Source organism: Pseudonocardia xinjiangensis (genome assembly GCF_012911925.1).
Classification (GTDB): domain Bacteria; phylum Actinomycetota; class Actinomycetes; order Mycobacteriales; family Pseudonocardiaceae; genus Pseudonocardia; species Pseudonocardia xinjiangensis.
Genome location: NZ_JAAXKY010000150.1, coordinates 1 through 18013 on the forward strand (window position 1 = coordinate 1; position 18013 = coordinate 18013).

At 72.5% G+C, this 18013-nt stretch carries 16 protein-coding genes and 1 pseudogene; 9 read left to right on the forward strand and 8 right to left on the reverse strand.

Features of this window, described 5'->3' with window-relative positions:
• From HF577_RS30790 to HF577_RS30800, 3 genes and pseudogenes are all read left to right on the forward strand, one after another.
• Window positions 1–449, forward strand: a pseudogene (locus tag HF577_RS30790) (hypothetical protein); the annotation flags it as partial.
• A 126-nt stretch (window positions 450–575) separates the two neighbouring features.
• Window positions 576–1877, forward strand: coding sequence for an O-acetylhomoserine aminocarboxypropyltransferase/cysteine synthase family protein (locus HF577_RS30795; RefSeq protein WP_169399507.1), 1302 nt, complete (start codon window positions 576–578; stop codon window positions 1875–1877).
• On the forward strand, window positions 1874–2356 hold the full coding sequence (locus HF577_RS30800) for a CoA-binding protein (RefSeq protein WP_169399508.1): 483 nt from the start codon (window positions 1874–1876) through the stop codon (window positions 2354–2356). The genes HF577_RS30795 and HF577_RS30800 overlap by 4 nt, the downstream gene beginning before the upstream one ends.
• Here HF577_RS30800 and HF577_RS30805 read toward each other — a convergent pair.
• Complete coding sequence (locus HF577_RS30805) at window positions 2331–3920, reverse strand: FAD-dependent oxidoreductase (RefSeq protein ID WP_312859486.1); 1590 nt, start codon at window positions 3918–3920, stop codon at window positions 2331–2333. The genes HF577_RS30800 and HF577_RS30805 overlap by 26 nt on opposite strands.
• A gap of 54 nt (window positions 3921–3974) precedes the next feature.
• On the opposite strand from HF577_RS30805, the gene HF577_RS30810 reads away from it, so the two are divergent.
• A complete protein-coding gene (locus HF577_RS30810; protein WP_169399509.1) occupies window positions 3975–4619 on the forward strand; it encodes a TetR/AcrR family transcriptional regulator in 645 nt (214 codons plus the stop codon).
• A 7-nt stretch (window positions 4620–4626) separates the two neighbouring features.
• Here the strand turns inward: HF577_RS30810 and HF577_RS30815 are convergent, their stop codons facing one another.
• Together HF577_RS30815 and HF577_RS39935 are read right to left on the reverse strand one after the other, a co-directional pair.
• Window positions 4627–5079 (reverse strand): hypothetical protein, encoded by a 453-nt coding sequence (locus tag HF577_RS30815; RefSeq protein WP_169399510.1) that lies wholly within the window; start codon window positions 5077–5079, stop codon window positions 4627–4629.
• Window positions 5080–5179: 100 nt separating this feature from the next.
• Window positions 5180–6397 carry a DUF418 domain-containing protein gene (locus HF577_RS39935; RefSeq protein ID WP_312859487.1) on the reverse strand — a complete coding sequence of 406 codons (1218 nt, stop codon included), beginning with the start codon at window positions 6395–6397 and terminating at the stop codon, window positions 5180–5182.
• A 164-nt stretch (window positions 6398–6561) separates the two neighbouring features.
• Here HF577_RS39935 and HF577_RS30825 point away from each other — a divergent pair, with 164 nt between their 5' ends.
• Window positions 6562–7554 (forward strand): malate dehydrogenase, encoded by a 993-nt coding sequence (locus tag HF577_RS30825; protein ID WP_169399511.1) that lies wholly within the window; start codon window positions 6562–6564, stop codon window positions 7552–7554.
• Between the two features lie 60 nt (window positions 7555–7614).
• Here the strand turns inward: HF577_RS30825 and HF577_RS30830 are convergent, their stop codons facing one another.
• On the reverse strand, window positions 7615–8073 hold the full coding sequence (locus HF577_RS30830; protein ID WP_169399512.1) for a nuclear transport factor 2 family protein: 459 nt from the start codon (window positions 8071–8073) through the stop codon (window positions 7615–7617).
• A 90-nt stretch (window positions 8074–8163) separates the two neighbouring features.
• Between HF577_RS30830 and HF577_RS30835 the strand changes: the two genes are divergently transcribed.
• Window positions 8164–8724: a TetR/AcrR family transcriptional regulator gene (locus HF577_RS30835; protein ID WP_169399513.1), complete on the forward strand. Its 561-nt coding sequence runs from the start codon at window positions 8164–8166 to the stop codon at window positions 8722–8724.
• 13 nt (window positions 8725–8737) lie between these two features.
• Here HF577_RS30835 and treZ read toward each other — a convergent pair whose 3' ends face one another.
• From treZ to HF577_RS30855, 4 genes are all read right to left on the reverse strand, one after another.
• Window positions 8738–10480 carry a malto-oligosyltrehalose trehalohydrolase gene (treZ, locus tag HF577_RS30840; protein WP_169399514.1) on the reverse strand — a complete coding sequence of 581 codons (1743 nt, stop codon included), beginning with the start codon at window positions 10478–10480 and terminating at the stop codon, window positions 8738–8740.
• 108 nt (window positions 10481–10588) lie between these two features.
• The gene (gene treY, locus HF577_RS30845) at window positions 10589–12958 is read right to left on the reverse strand and encodes a malto-oligosyltrehalose synthase (protein ID WP_169399515.1); all 2370 of its coding nucleotides are present in this window, start codon (window positions 12956–12958) and stop codon (window positions 10589–10591) included.
• Window positions 12955–15123 (reverse strand): glycogen debranching protein GlgX, encoded by a 2169-nt coding sequence (gene glgX / locus HF577_RS30850; RefSeq protein ID WP_169399516.1) that lies wholly within the window; start codon window positions 15121–15123, stop codon window positions 12955–12957. Before glgX ends, treY begins: the two co-directional genes overlap by 4 nt.
• 169 nt (window positions 15124–15292) lie before the next feature.
• Window positions 15293–15754 (reverse strand): PPOX class F420-dependent oxidoreductase, encoded by a 462-nt coding sequence (locus HF577_RS30855; protein WP_169399517.1) that lies wholly within the window; start codon window positions 15752–15754, stop codon window positions 15293–15295.
• 46 nt (window positions 15755–15800) lie between these two features.
• On the opposite strand from HF577_RS30855, the gene HF577_RS30860 reads away from it, so the two are divergent.
• Genes HF577_RS30860 through ald form a run of 3 tightly spaced genes read left to right on the forward strand, consistent with a single transcriptional unit; the run spans window position 15801 to window position 18011 of the window.
• Complete coding sequence (locus HF577_RS30860; RefSeq protein WP_169399518.1) at window positions 15801–16226, forward strand: HIT family protein; 426 nt, start codon at window positions 15801–15803, stop codon at window positions 16224–16226.
• A 4-nt stretch (window positions 16227–16230) separates the two neighbouring features.
• Window positions 16231–16869, forward strand: a complete 639-nt coding sequence (locus HF577_RS30865) for a histidine phosphatase family protein (protein WP_169399519.1) — start codon at window positions 16231–16233, stop codon at window positions 16867–16869.
• A 14-nt stretch (window positions 16870–16883) separates the two neighbouring features.
• Window positions 16884–18011: an alanine dehydrogenase gene (ald, locus tag HF577_RS30870; RefSeq protein WP_169399520.1), complete on the forward strand. Its 1128-nt coding sequence runs from the start codon at window positions 16884–16886 to the stop codon at window positions 18009–18011.
• Window positions 18012–18013 lie beyond the last annotated feature (2 nt).

Consider the following 18013-nt stretch of genomic DNA (forward strand, 5'->3'; position numbering starts at 1 on the left):
CCCGGGGACGACGGGGCGCACGGCCGGGGGTGGGCGGCGTCCGCCCCGTCGTCCCCGGGCCCCCGGCCCGCGGGGGAACCGTGCCGAGCTGGCGGGACCTGGTCCCCCAGCAGCCGGGCCGCGACGGCGGTGCGACCGGTTCGTGGCCGCGCACCGACGAGGAGCGTCGCCTGCCGCCCCCGGGCGGGAACCGGGCCGCAGGCGAATCCCGGGCGCCGGGCGGGGAACGGCCCGCAGCCACCGAGCCCGCACCACGCGGCGCTGCGGCCCGCGTCGCGACCACCGCGCAACCAGGCATGTACCCGCCGCTGACGGCGGCTTCGGCCGGGCGAGCCGACGAGGAGAGGCGCAGGCCCGACTACCTCGTCGACGACGGTGACGCCTTCGCCGACGACCGGTGGTTCACCGCCGCCGTGATCGGCGCGGACGATCCGCTGCCGCCGCGCTGATCGTTCGCGTCACTCGGTGCAGACCGAGATCACCGTCACCGCAGGAAAGGACGCGCACCGGCGGATCGGCGCGTTCTTCCGGGAGCACCTCGGCTGACCGCGGCCCCGCGGGGCAGGATGGACGGTATGAGTGATCAGGACCGCACCTGGGGCTTCCGCACCCGGGCGGTGCACGCGGGGCACGTGCCCGACTCTGCCACCGGCGCCCGGGCCGTGCCCATCTACCAGTCCACGAGCTTCGTGTTCGAGGACACCACCGACGCGGCGAGCCTGTTCGCGCTGCAGAAGTACGGGCTGATCTACAGCCGGATCGCCAACCCGACGGTGGCGGTGCTGGAGGAACGCCTCGCCAGCCTGGACGGGGGGATCGGAGCGGTCGCCACCTCCAGCGGCCAGGCGGCGGAGTTCCTGACGTTCGCCTGCCTCGCCGGGGCCGGCGACCACATCGTCGCGGCCGCCGGGCTCTACGGCGGCACGATCACGCAGCTGGACGTGACGCTGCGGCGGTTCGGGGTGGAGACGACGTTCGTACCCGGTGGGGAGGCCGACGCCTTCGCCGCCGCGATCACGCCCCGCACGAAGCTGCTGTTCGCCGAGATGGTCTCCAACCCGGGCGGGGAGATCGCGGACATCGCCGCCCTCGCCGACGTCGCCCATGCCGCGGGCATCCCGCTGGTCGTGGACGCCACGCTCGCCACCCCGTACCTGTGCCGCCCGATCGAGCACGGCGCCGACATCGTGATCCACTCGGCGACGAAGTTCCTCGGCGGGCACGGCACCACGCTGGGTGGGGTGGTGATCGAGTCCGGCCGGTTCAACTGGGGCAACGGCAACTTCCCGCAGATGACGGAGCCCGTCGCGTCCTACGGCGGCCTGAACTGGTGGGGCAACTTCCAGGAGTTCGGCTTCCTCACCAAGCTTCGTGCCGAGCAGCTGCGCGACGTCGGTGCCTCGCTGTCGCCGCACAGCGCGTTCCTGCTCATCCAGGGCGTGGAGACGCTGCCGCAGCGGATGGAGGCGCACATGGTGAACGCGCGGGCCGTCGCGGAGTGGCTCGACGCCGATCCGCGGGTGTCCTACGTCCGCTGGGCGGGGCTCCCCGACCACCCCCATCACGCCAGGGCAGCCCGGTACCTGCCGCTCGGACCGGGTGCCGTGTTCTCGTTCGGCGTGCAGGGCGGGCGCGAGGCGGGGCAGCGGTTCATCGAGTCGGTGCAGCTGTGCAGCCACCTCGCCAACGTCGGCGACGCCAGGACGCTCGTCATCCACCCCGGCTCCACCACCCACCAGCAGCTCACCGACGACCAGCTCCGCGACGCCGGTGTGCCGCCGGACCTGGTCCGGATCAGCGTCGGGCTGGAGGACGTCGAGGACATCCTGTGGGACCTCGACCAGGCCCTGTCCGCGGCATCGAAGGGGGAGTCATGACCTGGGAGAACCCGTCCGCCGTTCGGCGGCAGCAGATCCTGCGCGAGACCCGCACCGTCGCCGTGGTGGGGGCGTCGCCGAACCCGGCGAGGGCGAGCAACTTCGTCGCCACGTACCTGCTCGCGAGCACCGGCTTCGACGTCTACTTCGTCAACCCGAACGCCCGGGAGATCCTCGGCCGTCCCGTGTACAAGAGTCTCGCCGACCTGCCGGTGGTTCCCGACCTGGTGGACGTGTTCCGCCGCCTGGAGGACGTCCCCGGTGTGCTCGACGAGGTGCTCGCGCTCGGCGGCGGCGTGCGCACGCTGTGGCTCCAGTTCGGGCTGTTCGACGAGGACGTGGCGCGGCGCGCGGAGGACGCCGGGCTCCAGGTCGTCATGGACCGGTGCCTCAAGGTCGAGCACGCGCGCTTCCACGGTGGCCTGCACATCGCGGGGTTCGACACCGGGGTGATCAGCTCCCGGCGCCGGACGGGGTGAGCGGTACGGCGGCGGTCCCGAACCAGCGCCGCAGCGCGGCCTCGGGTGAGGCGTCGGGACCGGCGCCGGCCCAGCAGACGTAACCGTCCGGGCGGACCAGCACCCGGTCGATGCCGGGCCCCGCACCGAGCGTGCTGCCGACGGGCGAGTCGACGGCGCGGGCCACGACGGCATCGACCCGGGGATGGACGTACGGGGGTCGCGCCGAGGGTGGGCCGAGCTCCAGGAGGAGCCCGTGGCCGGAGCGCAGCAGGGTGCTGACGGTGGTCGGCCCGTCGGCCGTCACCAGGGACAGGTCGACGATCCGCCTCCCGACCAGCGGGTCGTCCGCGGCATCCGGGTCGCCCAGGTCGTAGCGCAGGTCCAGCCCCGACATCATCCCGGCCAGGTAGCGGTTGGCGTCGGGCAACCGGGCCAGGTCGATCATGATGTCGCGGAGTGCGCGGACGTCGTCGGCGTCGGGCGGCGGGCTCATCACCAGGCTCTGGGCGCGCGTCCCGGCGAGGACGCGGGCGGCGACCGGATGGCGCTCGGCGTGGTAGCTGTCGAGCAGCCCGTCGGGCGCGTCGCCCCGTACCTGCGCGGCGAGCTTCCAGCCGAGGTTCATCGCGTCCTGCACCCCGAGGTTGAGCCCCTGGCCGCCGACGGGGGTGTGGATGTGCGCGGCGTCGCCCGCGAACAGCACGGGCCCGTGCCGGTAGTCGGTCAGCTGGCGGCAGGCGTCGCTGAACCGGCTGCCCCAGCGCAGCCGCCTCAGCCGCGTCTCCGGTCCGTGCACCGCCGTGAGCGCCGCGGCCACCTCGGCGGCCGTCACCGGTGCCTCCCGCGGCAACGTGGCCTGCTCCGGGCCGGCGAACACCACGCGGTAGGGCGTCGCCGGGTCCGTCGCGTCGCCCAGGGGGTGCAGCAGCATCCAGACGCCGCCGACCTGGCGCGTGAGCCCGCTGATGTGGCCGAGCGTTCGGGGCACCGACTCGGACGCCGCCGCCAGTTCGATGTCGGCGCTCACCGCGGCCATCGTGCCCGCCCGGCCGGGGAACGGAACCCCGGTCAGCTTGCGCACCGAGCTGTGGGCGCCGTCGCAGGCCACCAGGTAGCTGCTGCGCAGCACCGTGACACCGTCCGGACCGGCGAGGGTGGCGGTCACGCCGTCACCGGTGGTCAGCCCGGTGAGTTCCGTGCCCCGCAGCACGGTGGCCCCCAGCTCGCGAGCGCGGGCCTCGAGGATCTGTTCGATGCGGTCCTGCGGGATCAGGAGCCCGTCGGGGTGGCGGGTACGCCACGGCCGGGCGTCGAGCGGGACGGGGAGGCCGGCGAAGTGGCCGCCGGCTCCGTCGCGCGTCAGCGACCGGTCGGCGGTGGCGTCGAGGAGTCCGCGCATCGCGAGGACCTCGCAGGTCCGTGCCGAGATGCCGCCGCCCCGGCTCTGCCCGCTCGGTGTCTGTTGGCGTTCGACAACGGTGACGGAGACCCCGCCGAGCGCGAGCTCCGCGGCGAGCGTCAGGCCGGTGGGCCCTCCGCCGATCACCAGGACGTCGGGATCAGGCTGCGCATCGATTTTCACACCGGGAGCATAAGTAGACTGAGTGCAAGAATCAACTCGGTATAAGGTCGCGGTATGGACGGAACGGGTGGGCTGCGGGAACGCAAGAAGCTCCGCACCCGGAAGGCCATCTCGGAAGCGGCGATCACGCTGTTCCTCGAGCGCGGGTACGACGCCGTGTCCGTCGCCGACGTCGCCGCGGCGGCCGAGGTGTCCAAGCGCACGCTGTTCGCGTACTTCCCCACGAAGGACGACCTGGTCCTGCACCGCATCGCCGACCACCAGACCGAGGCCGCGCGGGTCGTCCGGGGACGGAGTGCGGGCGAGGCGCCGCTCGACGCGCTGCACCGGCACCTGCGCGCCGGTCTCGCGAGCCGTGACCCGATCACCGGGCTCTGCGACCACCCTCAGGTCGTCGCCTTCTACCGGCTCACCCAGTCGCCTGCCGTGCAGTCCGCGGTGGGGCGTTACGTGTCGGCAGGCGAGGCGGCGCTCGCCGCCGCGCTGTGGGAGACGACGCCGGAACCGGGGCCGCTCGCGGAGGTCACGGCCCGCTTGGGCGCGGGGCAGATCCTGCTCGTGCAGCGCGCACTGGCGCAGGCCAACCAGGCCCACATCATGGGCGGGATGAGCGCCGACGGCCGCGCGCCGGACGCTCTCGCCGAGGCCGACCACGCCTTCGACCTGCTGCGCGACGGGCTGGCCCCCTACCGGGGCTGACCGGCGATCACACGCCGAACAGCGTGCTCAGTGCCCGCAGCACCCAGAACACGGGCGCCGCGGCGAGCACCAGAAGCCAGAAGGACCACGCCCGGTGGCGGGCGACCAGCCACACCACGAGCGCGGCGATGAGGGTGGGGACGAGCAGTGCGCCGACGAGCCGGGCGACGTCCGAGCCCGCAGCCGGCGCACCGGCGACGACCAGGACCAGCACCACGTTCACACCGGCCCAGACGGCGGCCGCGCCGAGCGCCGCCAGGATCCCGGTGTGCGCCGCCGGCCGGCCGACGGGTGGCGGCGGATGCTCCTGCGCCGCGGGGTAGGGCGGGGCGCCGGGCATGGGGGCGTGCGGAGGCAGGTCGTCGCGGTAGGGCGAGTAGCCGGGGGCGCCCATCCACGACGGGGGACGGTCGGGACCCTCGGGACCGCTCGGGTCGGACGGCGGCTGCGCGCGGCTCACCCGGGAGACGGTAGCCCCGCCCTCACCGCTGCGGTCCCGTTTCGTACCGCGCACACCCCGTGGTCACCGTGCACACGTCCTGACGTGTGCACGGTGACGATCAGGTGTGCGCGGTCAGGTCCGCGTGGGACCGGCGTGGGCCGTAGGTCAGCCTGCGCAGCAGGATCTCCGCCGGGCCGCGGTAGCCCGCCCGGTCCGACGCCACCGCCACCAGCAGGATCACCAGCCACGCCCCCGCGGCCACCAGCGCCGCCTGCCACAGCTGGGCGTCGTCGCCGAGCCCCAGCGTCCAGGCGGGCAGCAGCGCCACGAACGCGACGGACTGGGCGAGGTAGCAGGACAGCGACCGCTGGCCGCACGCCTGCAGGGCGTGGGTGACCGGGCCCGGGCCGCCCCGCTGGGCCACCCGGATCGCGAGGAGGCCGAAGGCCGCCGCGTACCCGGCCCCACCGGCGTATCCCCCGAGGGCGTGCAGCGCGCCCGCGAGCAGCACTGCGACCAGCGGCGGTGCTGTCCACAGCTGCGCGATCATCAGGGCCAGGGGCAGCCCGAGCAGTATCGCTGCCCCGATCCCGCAAACGGCGACGCGCACCAGCAGCGGGCGGTGCCGCTCCGGTTCGTCGAGCAACCGGCGCCGGGCGGCCCAGGCCCCGAGGGCCACTGCCCCGAACACCGGGAACGCCTGGGTGAGGAAGCCGAAGCTGGCCCACTCCACGGCTCGGGAGATCAAGGCATTGCCCGGATCTTCCATGGTCATGGACTGCAGGAGCACCTGCTGCTCGCCCGGCATCGTCAGCCCGGTCAGGGCGTAGACCATGCTCGCCAGTACCACCCCGACGGTGGCGGTGACGAGCAGGCTGAGATCGGTGCCGCGGACGAGCAGGCCGGCCATCAGCACCGCCAGCAGCCCGTACGCGCCGATGATGTCGCCCGACCACAGCAGCACGCCGTGGGCCAGGCCGATGACGATCATCCAGGCACCGCGCCGCCGCACCAGCCTCGTCACGGCGGGAGCCGGCAGCCCGACGGCGCTGCGACGCCAGGCCAGCTGCACGATCCCGTAGCCGAACAGCAGCGCGAACAACGGGTAGGCGCGACCGTCGACGAGCATCACCTGCAGCAGCGCCACCACCTGATCCGGCCCGTCGACGTCGCGCGGGTAGGCACGTATCCCGATGGGGTGCCCGTAGACGTAGAGGTGGACGTTGGCCAGCGCGATGAGCAGCAACATGGCGCCCCGCGCGATGTCCGGGGCGAGGGAGCGTGCGGTGGTGGGCGTCGCTCCGGGGTCGGTGGGCGGCGGCGCGGCGGCAGTCACGAGAATCAGGATAAGACGGACAGATCATCGACCGCTTCCATCGATCGGCGGGCGATCGGTCCTTCTTCCGACGTAGCGCCGGTGCGGGTGTGCCGCTGCGCACTCCGCCCCGGAACGTGCTCCCCGTCGCGGCGCCGGGGGCGGCACGGGGCTAGCCTGCCAGCGTGTCTGCGACCTCGTCCCCCGTCACCGTCACCGTCACCGGAGCTGCCGGCCAGATCGGCTACGCGCTGCTCTTCCGGATCGCCTCCGGGCAGCTGCTCGGGCCGGACACTCCGGTTCGTCTGCGCCTGCTGGAGATCCCCCAGGCGGTGAAGGCCGCAGAGGGCACCGCGATGGAGCTCGACGACTGCGCGTTCCCGCTGCTCGCCGGCATCGACATCACCGACGACGCCACCGCGGCGTTCGACGGTGCCAACGTCGCGCTGCTCGTCGGAGCCCGCCCCCGCACGAAGGGCATGGAGCGCGGCGACCTCCTGGAGGCCAACGGCGGGATCTTCGCGCCGCAGGGCCGGGCCATCAACGCAGGTGCCGCCGACGACATCCGCGTGCTCGTGGTCGGCAACCCGGCCAACACCAACGCGCTGATCGCGCAGGCCGCCGCCCCGGACGTGCCCGCCGAGCGATTCACCGCGATGACCCGCCTCGACCACAACCGCGCCGTCGCCCAGCTCGCGAAGAAGCTGTCGGTGCCGGTCGGCGAGATCACGAAGCTGACGATCTGGGGCAACCACTCGGCCACCCAGTACCCGGACCTCTACCACGCCGAGGTCGGGGGCAAGATCGCCGCCGAGCAGGTGGACGAGTCCTGGCTGCGCGACGACTTCATCCCCACGGTCGCCAAGCGCGGCGCGGCGATCATCGAGGCCCGTGGGGCGTCCTCGGCGGCGTCGGCGGCCAACGCGGCCATCGACCACGTCTTCGACTGGGTCAACGGCACCCCGGAGGGCGACTGGACCTCCGCCGCCATCCCGTCCGACGGCTCCTACGGGGTCGCGGAGGGCATCATCTCGTCGTTCCCCGTCACGTCGAGGAACGGCGCCTGGGAGATCGTCCAGGGGCTGGAGATCAACGAGTTCTCCCGCACGCGGATCGACGCGTCCGTGGCCGAGCTGGTCGAGGAGCGCGACGCCGTCCAGAAGCTCGGACTGCTCTGAGTACCCGTCGGTGGGCGCGCCCTCCGGCAGCGCCCACCGACGGTGGTCAACAGGGGGCCGTCACCAGACGGGGAACGGCACTCCGCGCTCGTCCTCGGGACGGGGGCCGAAGATGCGGCGTTCCGACTCGGAGATCGGCCGGTCGTTGATGCTGGCCTCCCGGCGCCGCATCAGGCCGTCCTCGGTGAACTCCCAGAGCTCGTTGCCGTAGCTGCGGTACCACTGGCCCGCGGCGTCGTGGCACTCGTACTGGAATCGCACGGCGATGCGGTCGGTGGTGAACGACCACAGCTCCTTGCGCAGGGCGTAGTCGAGCTCGTGCTCCCACTTCTCCGTGAGGAACGCGACGATGTCCGCCCGGCCCTGCACGTGCCGGTCCCGGTTACGCCACACCGAGTCCTCGGTGTACGCCAGCGACACGCGCTCGGGATCGCGGGTGTTCCAGGCGTCCTCGGCGGCCTGGACCTTCTGTGCGGCTGTCCCGGCGTCGAACGGCGGGAAGGGCGGGCGACCGGCCATGGCGCACTCCTCGTACAGATGGGGAGAACGATCGTTCTCCGGTTCGGGTAGCGTAGAGAACGTACGTTCTCGGCGGGGTGGGGGAGTGGCGTGAATCGCAGTGACGCCGAGCGGCTGCTGGCCGCGGCGGAGGCGCTGTACTACGCCCGCGGCATCAACGGCGTGGGCATCGACGAGGTCCGTTCAGCGGCCGGCGTCTCGCTCAAACGGCTCTACCAGCTCTACCCGTCGAAGGAGCACCTCGTCGCGGCCTACCTGGACGCGCGGGACCAGCGCTGGCGCGGGCGGCTCGCCGACCACGTGGCACACAGCGGCGGGAGCCCACGCGACCAGCTGCTCGCCGTCTTCGACTGGCTCGGCCTGTGGTTCGCCGAGCCGGACTTCCGGGGGTGCGCGTTCATCAACGCATTCGGGGAGGTGGGCGGGAGCGCCCCGCTGGTGCTCGCCGCCGTGCGCCGGCACAAGGAACTGTTCCGGGACTACCTCATCGGCCTCGCGCGCGGCCTCGACGGGCCCGACCCCGTGGGTGTCGCCGAGCAGTTGCTGCTGCTCGCCGAGGGGGCCATGACCGCGGCAGCCGTACTCCCGGAGCCACGCGCGGCGCAGCAGGCCCGCCGGGCCGCGGCGGCGCTGCTCGCCGCCGCGGCCTGAGGCTCGGCCGGCCTCAGGACAGCTGCACGATCGCGAACGACTCGGGCGGCAGGCTCAGTGCGTCGGCCTCCCCCTCCACCGGCTCGGAGGCCAGCAGGATGCGGGCCACCGGGGTGCCCAGCGCGATCGTGACGGCGTCGCCCCCGAGGTTGCACGCCACCCGCAGGCGCCCCCGGTGCAGGACGACGGTGCGCACCGCCTCGTCGACGTCCACCTCGACCTCGTCCAGCCACGGGTCGGACAGCTCGGGCCACGCCTTGCGGAGCGCGATCAGCTCCCGGTGCACCTTCAGCAGCGTCGCGTGCGGCTCGCTCGCCGCCTCGTCCCAGTCCAGTTTCGAGTCGAGAAAAGTGCTCTCGGCGTTCGGGTCGGGCACTGCGACGTCCTCCCCCCAGCCGTGGTCGGCGAACTCGGCGGTGCGTCCCTCGCGCACGGCGTCCCGCAGTGCCGGGTCCGGGAAGTGGGAGAAGAACTGCCACGGCGTCCGCGCCCCCCACTCCTCGCCCATGAACAGCATGGGCGTGAACGGCGAGCCGAACACCAGTGCGGCGCCGCAGGCGAGCAGGCCGGGGGAGAGGGTCTCGGTGAGCCGGTCACCCGTGGCCCGGTTGCCGATCTGGTCGTGGTTCTGCAGGTAGGCCAGGAAGCGGTGGCCCGGGATGCGGCGGGTGTCGACCGCGGCGCCGTGGTTGCGCTGCCGGAAGCTCGACCACGTGCCCTCGTGGAGGAAGGCCCGGGTGAACACGTGCGCCAGGCCGGTCAGGCCGGCGGCGGCGAAGTCGGCGTAGTAGCCCTGAGCCTCCCCGGTGAGCGCGGTGTGCAGGGTGTGGTGGATGTCGTCGGTCCACTGCCCGTGCAGGCCGTAGCCGCCGGCCTCCCGTGCGGTGATCATGCGCGGGTCGTTCAGGTCCGACTCGGCGATCAGCGACAACGGCCTGCCCACGTGGGTGGACAGCGCCTCGACCTCGACCGAGAGCTGCTCGAGCACGTGGCTGGCGCGCGTGTCGCGCAGGGCGTGCACGGCGTCGAGACGCAGCCCGTCGACGTGGAAGTCGCGCAGCCACATCAGGGCGTTGTCGATCACGAAGCGGCGCACCTGCTCGGAGTGCGGGCCGTCCAGGTTCACCGACGGGCCCCAGATGTTGCTGCCGGCGAAGTACGGGCCGAACCGGTCGAGATAGGCCCCGGACGGGCCGAGGTGGTTGTAGACGACGTCGAGCACCACGCCCAGGCCACGGGCGTGGCAGGCGTCGACGAACCGCTTGAACGCGTCGGGGCCGCCGTAGTTCTCGGTGACCGCGTACCAGCCGACGCCGTCGTACCCCCAGTTGCGCGGCCCGTCGACGGCGTTGACCGGCAGCACCTCCACCATGTCGATACCGAGCGCCACGAGGTGGTCGAGCCGCTCGATCGCCGCGTCGAACGTGCCGTCGGGGGTGAAGGTGCCGATGTGGAGCTCGTAGAGCACGCTGCCCGGCAGCTGCCGCCCGGTCCAGGACTGGTCGGTCCAGAAGAACCCCGAGTCGTCGTACACGCGGGACGCGCCGTGCACGCCGGTGGGCTGCCAGCGGGACCGCGGATCGGGTAGCGGAGTCTCGTCGTCGTCGAGCAGGAAGGCGTAGGCGGTGCCGGGGCCCGCGTCCTCGACGGTGGCGTGCCACCATCCCGCTCCGTCGGAGGACATGGGGTGCGCGGCACCGTCCACCAGGACCCGGACCTGGTCGCGATGCGGTGCCCATACGGCGAAATCGGTCACGAGGAATGATCCTGCCGGGCGCCGTCCCGACGCGCCCGGCGTGACGATGTGATGCACCACAACCCGCTCACACGTTTGCGCCGGGCCGGCGCCGGGCCAGGAGCCGAGCTATGCCGGCCGCACCAGTAACGCCACCGGATAGCGCTCCAGCACCCGGGCCAGCGACGGCGCGGAACCGTCGACGGCGGCCCCGGTGATCACGTCGTGCCAGTCGGTGACCCCCTCCGGCAGCGGGAGCACCGTGTCGTCCCAGCCACCGCGTGCGGCCAGGCCGACCGGAAGCCGCGTGGCCACCGCCACCAGCGACGACGAGCGGGCGAACGCCACCGCATGGTGGGCGGCCGGACCCTCGGCGTGCAGCGGCCGGTAGCCCGCGAACACCTCGGGCCGGTAGCGGCGCAGCCGCAGCGCACTCGCCGTGACCAGCAGCTTCACCGCTCCGGACGCGTCCACGTCCGGCAGCCAGCCCTCGTCGAGGCGGGCCAGCAGGCCGCGGCGTTCCGCCCAGTCGACCGGGCGCCGGTTGTCCGGGTCGACCAGGGAGTACTCGAACAGCTCGGTGCCCTGGTAGACGTCCGGCACGCCCGGTCCGGCGATCTGCAGCAGCTTCTGCCCCAGCGAGTTGGACCAGCCGGGGACGCTGATCCGCGCGACGAACTCCTCGATCTCGGCCACAACGTCGGCATCGGCCAGCACCTGCGCGGGCCACGCGGCGATCGCCTCGTCGATCTCCGCCACGGAGTCGACGTGGCTGGTGACGAGCTTGGCCTCCTTCGAGGCCTTGGTGAGGTAACCGGCGAACCGCTCCGCGGAGATCGGCCACGCTCCCACGAGGTTCTGCCAGGCGAGCAGATCCAGCGACCGGTCGGGCAGCGGATGTGCGGCCGCCCAGCGGCGCACCCGCTCCACCCATTCGCCCGGGATCTCCGCGATCACCGCGAGCCGGGCGCGGACGTCCTCCGAGCGCTTCGTGTCGTGGGTGGACAGCGTGGTCATCGTGGCCGGCCAGGACGCCTCCCTGGCCGCCATGGCGCCGTGGAACTCGGTGGGCGACACCCCGAAACGGGACGGGTCGCCGCCCACCTCGTTGAGCGCGACGAACCGGTTCCAGCGGTAGAACGTGGTGTCCTCGACGCCCTTGGCCATCACCATGCCCGACGTCTGCTGGACGCGGGTGGCGAGCAGGCCCTGCGGCTCGGCCAGCATGGCCTTGCGGATGCTGGCCAGCACGTCGGCGAGGTCGGGGCGGTGGGTGCGGGCCACCGAGACGGCCGTCTCCAGCGCCGAGCGACCTTCCGGCAGGTAGCTGCGGTACACGGGGAAGCCGCAGAGCAGTTCGGCGACGGCCGCCCGTACGCGGTCGGCCGCCTCGCCGGGCTCCTCGTCGGTGGAGGGCGCCGCCTCCGGGACGGGCACGAGCGCGGCGATCCGCCGCACCTCCGCCGCCAGGATGGTGTCGGTGATCTCGCGGCGCGCGGCGTGCTCCGCCGCGTGCAGCGACTCCTTGCGGCCCACGTGCTCGGCCGCGAACTGGGTGAGCAGCCCGCCGCCGGACGGGTCGACGAACACTCCCTGGATCTCGCGCAGCGCCTCGTACCCCGAGGTGCCGTTGACCGGCCACGACGCCGGCAGTTCCTCGCCGACCCCGAGGATCTTCTCCACGAGCAGCCAACGGTCGGGCCCGATCGCGGCCCGCAGCCTGCGCATGTAGGCGCCCGGGTCGGACAGGCCGTCCGGGTGGTCGACCCGGATGCCGTCGACCTCACCCGCGTCGACCCAGCGCAGCACCTCCCGGTGGGTGTCCTCGAAGATCTCCGGGATCTCGACGCGCACCGCGGCCAGCGTGGACACGTCGAAGAACCGGCGGTAGGTGAGCTCCGCGGCGCCGCGCTTCCAGGACACGAGCCGGTAGTGCTGGCGCTCGTGGACCTCCTGCGGCGACCCGGCCTCGCCCGTGCCCGGAGCCACCGGGAACGCGTGCTCGTAGTAGCGCAGCTCCGAGCGGTCCTCGGAGAGAGCCAGTTCCGAGACCGCCTTCTCCTCGTCGGCGTCGAGGATCGGCAGGAGCACCGGCCCGGCGTCCCAGTCGATGTCGAAGTGGCCGGCGTAGCGGGACCCACGGCCGTGCGTGAGGACGTCCCACCACCACGGGTTGGCCTTCGCCACGTCGACACCGACGTGGTTGGGCACGATGTCGAGGACGAACTGCAGGCCTCGCTCCCGGACGGCTGCCACGAGCGCGCGGCGGCCCTCCTCCCCGCCCCGCTCCGCCGAGACCCGGGTGGGGTCGACCACGTCGTAGCCGTGGTTGGAGCCCGCACCGGACTCCAGCAGCGGTGAGGCGTAGAGAGCGCCGACCCCGAGCGTGTCGAGGTAGGGCAGCAGCTCGACGGCGTCGGTGAAGGTGGTGTCCTTCGAGAACTGCAGCCGGTAGGTGGCGGAGGGGACGGACGAGTGCTGCGGAGCCGATCCGGTCATGCGCCCGTGTTCTCGAGTCGCTGCAGGACCAGCACCGACCGCGCCGGCACGGTGTGCACCGCGCCGCCCCGGACCGTGGGCGGTTCGGCCGCCACCACACCGGGAGCGGTGGACAGCGTGATCACCTCGCCGGCCGCGGTGTCGACCACCACCGCCCACAGCGACCCGTACTCGGGGCCGGGCAGGGTGATCTCGATGTCCTCGTGGTGGGCGTTGAGGCAGAGCAGGAACGAGTCGTCGGTGACCCGCTCGCCGCGGGTGTCGGCCTCGGTGATGCCGTCGCCGTTGAGGAACGCCGTGACGCACTTGCCGAAGCCCGAGTCCCAGTCCTGCTCGCTCATCTCCTCGCCCGAGGGCTGGAACCAGGCGATGTCGGGCAACGGGTCGGCGCCGCGGCGGCGCGGCCGGATCGGCCTGCCGGCGAAGAACCGGCGCCGCCGGAACACCGGGTGGGCGTTGCGCAGCGCGACGACCCCGGCCGTGAACCCGACCAGGCCCGCGTTCTTGGTGGCCAGCGACCAGTCGACCCACGAGATCGGGCTGTCCTGGCAGTAGACGTTGTTGTTGCCGCCCTGGGTGCGGCCCAGCTCATCGCCGTGCAGCAGCATCGGCACGCCCTGGCTGAGCATCAGGGTGGTGAGGAAGTTGCGCTGCTGGCGGGCGCGCAGGTCGAGCACCGCGGCGTCGTCGGTGGGGCCCTCCACCCCGCAGTTCCACGAGCGGTTGTGGCTCTCGCCGTCGTTGCCGCCCTCGAGGTTGGCCTCGTTGTGCTTCTCGTTGTACGAGACGAGGTCGGCGAGGGTGAAGCCGTCGTGCGCCGTGACGAAGTTGATCGACGCGAATGGGCGGCGGCCGTCCTCCTGGTACAGGTCGGAGCTGCCGGTGAGCCGGGAGGCGAACTCGCCGAGCGTGCCGGGCTCGCCCCGCCAGAAGTCGCGCACGGTGTCGCGGTACTTGCCGTTCCACTCGGTCCACAGCGGGGGGAAGTTGCCCACCTGGTACCCGCCGGGACCGACGTCCCACGGCTCGGCGATGAGCTTGGCCTGGCTGATCACCGGGTCCTGCTGGACGAGGTCGAAGAACACCGACAGCCGGTCGACGTCGTAGAACTCGCGGGCGAGGGTGGACGCGAGGTCGAAGCGGAAGCCGTCGACGTGCATCTCGGTGACCCAGTACCGCAGCGAGTCCATGATCAGCTGCAGGGTGTGCGGGTTGCGCACGTTGAGCGAGTTGCCGGTGCCCGTGTAGTCCATGTAGTACCGCTGGTCGTCCTCGACGAGGCGGTAGTAGGCGGCGTTGTCGATGCCGCGCATCGACAGCGTGGGGCCCATGTGGTTGCCCTCGGCGGTGTGGTTGTAGACCACGTCGAGGATCACCTCGATGCCGGCGTCGTGCAGGTCGCGCACCATCGCCTTGAACTCCTGCACCTGGTTGCCCGGGCGCAGCCCCGGCATCGCGTAGGCGTGGTGCGGGGCGAGGAAGGCGATGGTGTTGTAGCCCCAGTAGTTCGACAGCCCCTTCTCCTCGAGGTGGTGGTCGTTGAGGAACTCGTGCACCGGCATGAGCTCCACGGCCGTGACACCGAGGGTCTTGAGGTGGTCGATCATCACCGGGTGGGCGAGCCCGGTGTAGGTGCCGCGCAGCTCCTCGGGGATCTCGGGGTGCGCGATGGTGAGGCCCTTGACGTGGGCCTCGTAGATCACCGTCTCGTGGTACGGGATGCGCGGGGAGCGGTCGGTGCCCCAGTCGAAGAAGGGGTTGACCACCACCGACTTCGGCACGAACCTCGCGGAGTCGGTGTCGCTGCGGGCGTCGGGGTCGCCGAACGGGTAGCCGAACACGGCCTCGTCCCACTCCACGGGGCCGTCGAGCGCCTTCGCGTACGGGTCGATGAGCAGCTTGTTCGGGTTGCACCGCAGGCCGTTGGCGGGGTCGTAGGGACCGTGCACCCGGTACCCGTAACGCTGGCCCGGTTCGACGTTGGGCAGGTACCCGTGCCAGACGAAGCCGTCCACCTCGACGAGCCGGACCCGCTCCTCCTCGCCGTCAGGGCTGAAGAGACAGAGCTCGACGCGTTCCGCGACCTCGGAGAAGATCGCGAAGTTGGTGCCCGAGCCGTCGTAGGTGGCGCCCATCGGATAGGCGTGACCTGGCCACGGCCGCATGAATTCCTCCGGTGTTTCGTGATCAACTGATCGGCCGCGGCCGTCCGTACTCGATCTTGCTGTCCGCGGGGCGGCGTCGCTCCGTCGGGCAGAGGTTACCGGGGTAACCCGGTAACCCGCCCGATGCAGCGTTCGTGCCCCGAGTGGCGCCTGCGGGGCGGGCGCAGCGTCATCCCAGGTGCGCGGGGAACCCACCCGTGGCGACGGGGCTCCATCGAGTGGGCGTGATCCTGATCAGGGCCTTGCCCTGCGTGGTCATGGCGGCGCGGTACTCGTCCCAGTCGGGATGCTCGCCGGAGATCGAGCGGAAGTAGTCCACCAGCGGTTCGAGAGCGTCGGGCAGGGTGATCAGTTCGGCGTCCCCGTCCACCTGCACCCAGGGGCCGTTGAAGTCGTCGGACAGCACCACGACCGAGGCCTTCCCGTGCCGGGCGACGTTGGTCGACTTCACCCGTTCGGGATAGGTGGCGACGACGATCCGGCCCTCGGCGTCCACTCCGGCGGTGACGGGCGAGCCCTGCCAGCCGCCGTCGTTGCGCGGGGTCAGCAGGATCATGTGGTGGCGCGACCGCACGAACGTGAGGAGCTCGTCACGGTCGACGGTGGTGTTCGTTGCGATGGTCCGAGCCATGCTCCGAGCCTAGGACGCCTCCGCCCAGGCGCTAGTGTCGGATGTGATGAGTACCGTCTTCACGAAGATCATCGATGGTGAGCTGCCCGGTCGGTTCGTGTGGTCCGACGACCGCGCGGTCGGCTTCCTGTCCATCAACCCGCTCGGCCCCGGCCACACGCTGGTCGTGCCGCGCGAGGAGGTCGACCAGTGGGTCGATGCCGATCCCGGCCTGCTCGCCCACCTCACGAGCGTCAGCCGGGCCATCGGCGCCGCCGTGCAGGAGGTGTGGCAGCCGCCGCGCGTCGGGCTGCTCGTGGCGGGCTTCGAGGTGCCGCACCTGCACGTGCACGTGTTCCCGGCGTGGGACATGGCGGCCTTTGACTTCGCCAACGCGGCGAAGACCGTCGACGCCGCCGAGCAGGACGCCCACGCGGACAAGCTGCGCAGCGCACTGCGGGCGGCCGGCCACGCCGAGCACGTCCGGGACTGACCGCGTGCAGCTCGTCCTCGTCCGGCACGCGCTGCCGGAACGCATCCACGCCTCCGACGCGGCGCAGTCGGACCGACCGGGCGGCCCCGCCGACCCCGCGCTGACGGAGCTGGGGGAGCGCCAGGCCGCACGGCTCGTCGACGCGCTGGCGGCCGACCGCGTCGAGGGTCTCTACGTCAGCCCGCTGGCCAGGGCGCGGGGCACGGCGGCCCCGCTCGCCGCCGCGCTCGGGCGGGACCCGGAGATCGTCGAGGACCTGCGCGAGTACGACGCCGACTCCGACCACTACGTACCCGTCCACGAGATGGCCCGGCTCGACCCGGCCGCGTGGGAACGGATGCTCGCGGGCCTCCTGCCCGCCCACGTCGACGTCCCGGCGTTCACCGCCCGGGTCGACGGCGCGTTCGAGCGGATCATCGCCGCGCACCCCGGCCGCGGGACGGCCGTGGCCGTCGCCCATGCCGGCGTGGTGAACACGTGGCTCGCGCACCTGCTGGGCCTGGCCCGTCCCCTGACCTTCCCGCTCGACTACACCGGGATCACCCGGGTCCTCGCCGGCCGCGACGGCCGCCGGGTGGTGCGGACGGTCAACGAGATCGCCCACGTGGGCGACCTGCTCGCCATGACGGCAGGCACCGAGTAGGGCAGGATCCGCGGATGCTGGTAGGCGTCCCGCGCGAGGTCAAGAACCACGAGTACCGGGTGGCGATCACACCGGCAGGCGTGCAGGAGCTGACGAGCCGCGGCCACGACGTGCTCATCGAACGCGACGCCGGGGCGGGCGCGGGCCTGCCCGACGAGGAGTTCCGCGCAGCCGGCGCCCGTATCACCGACGACCCGGACGAGGTCTGGGGTGCGGCGGAGCTCCTGCTGAAGGTGAAGGAGCCGGTCCCGCAGGAGTACCACCGCCTGCGCGCAGGCCAGGTGCTGTTCACCTACCTGCATCTCGCCGCCTCGAAGGAGTGCACCGACGCGCTCGTCACCGCCGGGGCCACCGCCGTCGCCTACGAGACCGTGCGGCTGCCGGACGGGTCGCTGCCGCTGCTCGCCCCCATGAGCGAGGTGGCCGGCCGGATGGCGCCGCAGGTCGGCGCCCACCACCTGCAACGCACCGAGGGCGGTAGAGGCGTGCTGCTGGGCGGCGTCTCGGGCGTCCCCGCGGGGAAGGTGGCCGTGATCGGGGCCGGGGTCTCGGGGATGAACGCCGCAGGCATTGCGGTGGGGCTCCAGGCCGAGGTCCGGGTGCTCGACACCAACATCAACCGGCTGCGCCAGATCGACTTCAGCTACCGCGGTCACCTGCAGACCATCACGAGTAACGCCTACGAGGTGGAACGCGCCTGCCTGTGGGCCGACCTCGTCATCGGCGCCGTGCTGGTGCCGGGCGCCAAGGCGCCGACCCTGGTGTCGAACGACCTCGTCTCCCGGATGCGACCGGGTTCGGTGCTGGTGGACATCGCCATCGACCAGGGCGGCTGCTTCGCCGACTCCCGCCCGACCACCCACGACGACCCGGTGTTCGGGGTCCACGACTCGATCTTCTACTGCGTGGCCAACATGCCGGGCGCCGTGCCGAACACATCCACCCGGGCCCTCACCAACGCCACGCTGCCCTACGTGCTCGCCCTCGCCGAACGCGGGCCGGCCGCCGCCGTCGCCGCCGACCCCGCGCTCGCGGCGGGCGTCAACGTCGCGGCCGGGCATGTCGTCCAACCCGAGGTGGCGGCCGCCCACGGCGTGCCGGCCGTGCCGCTGGCCGACGCCCTGCCCCCCGACCCGGCCTGAGC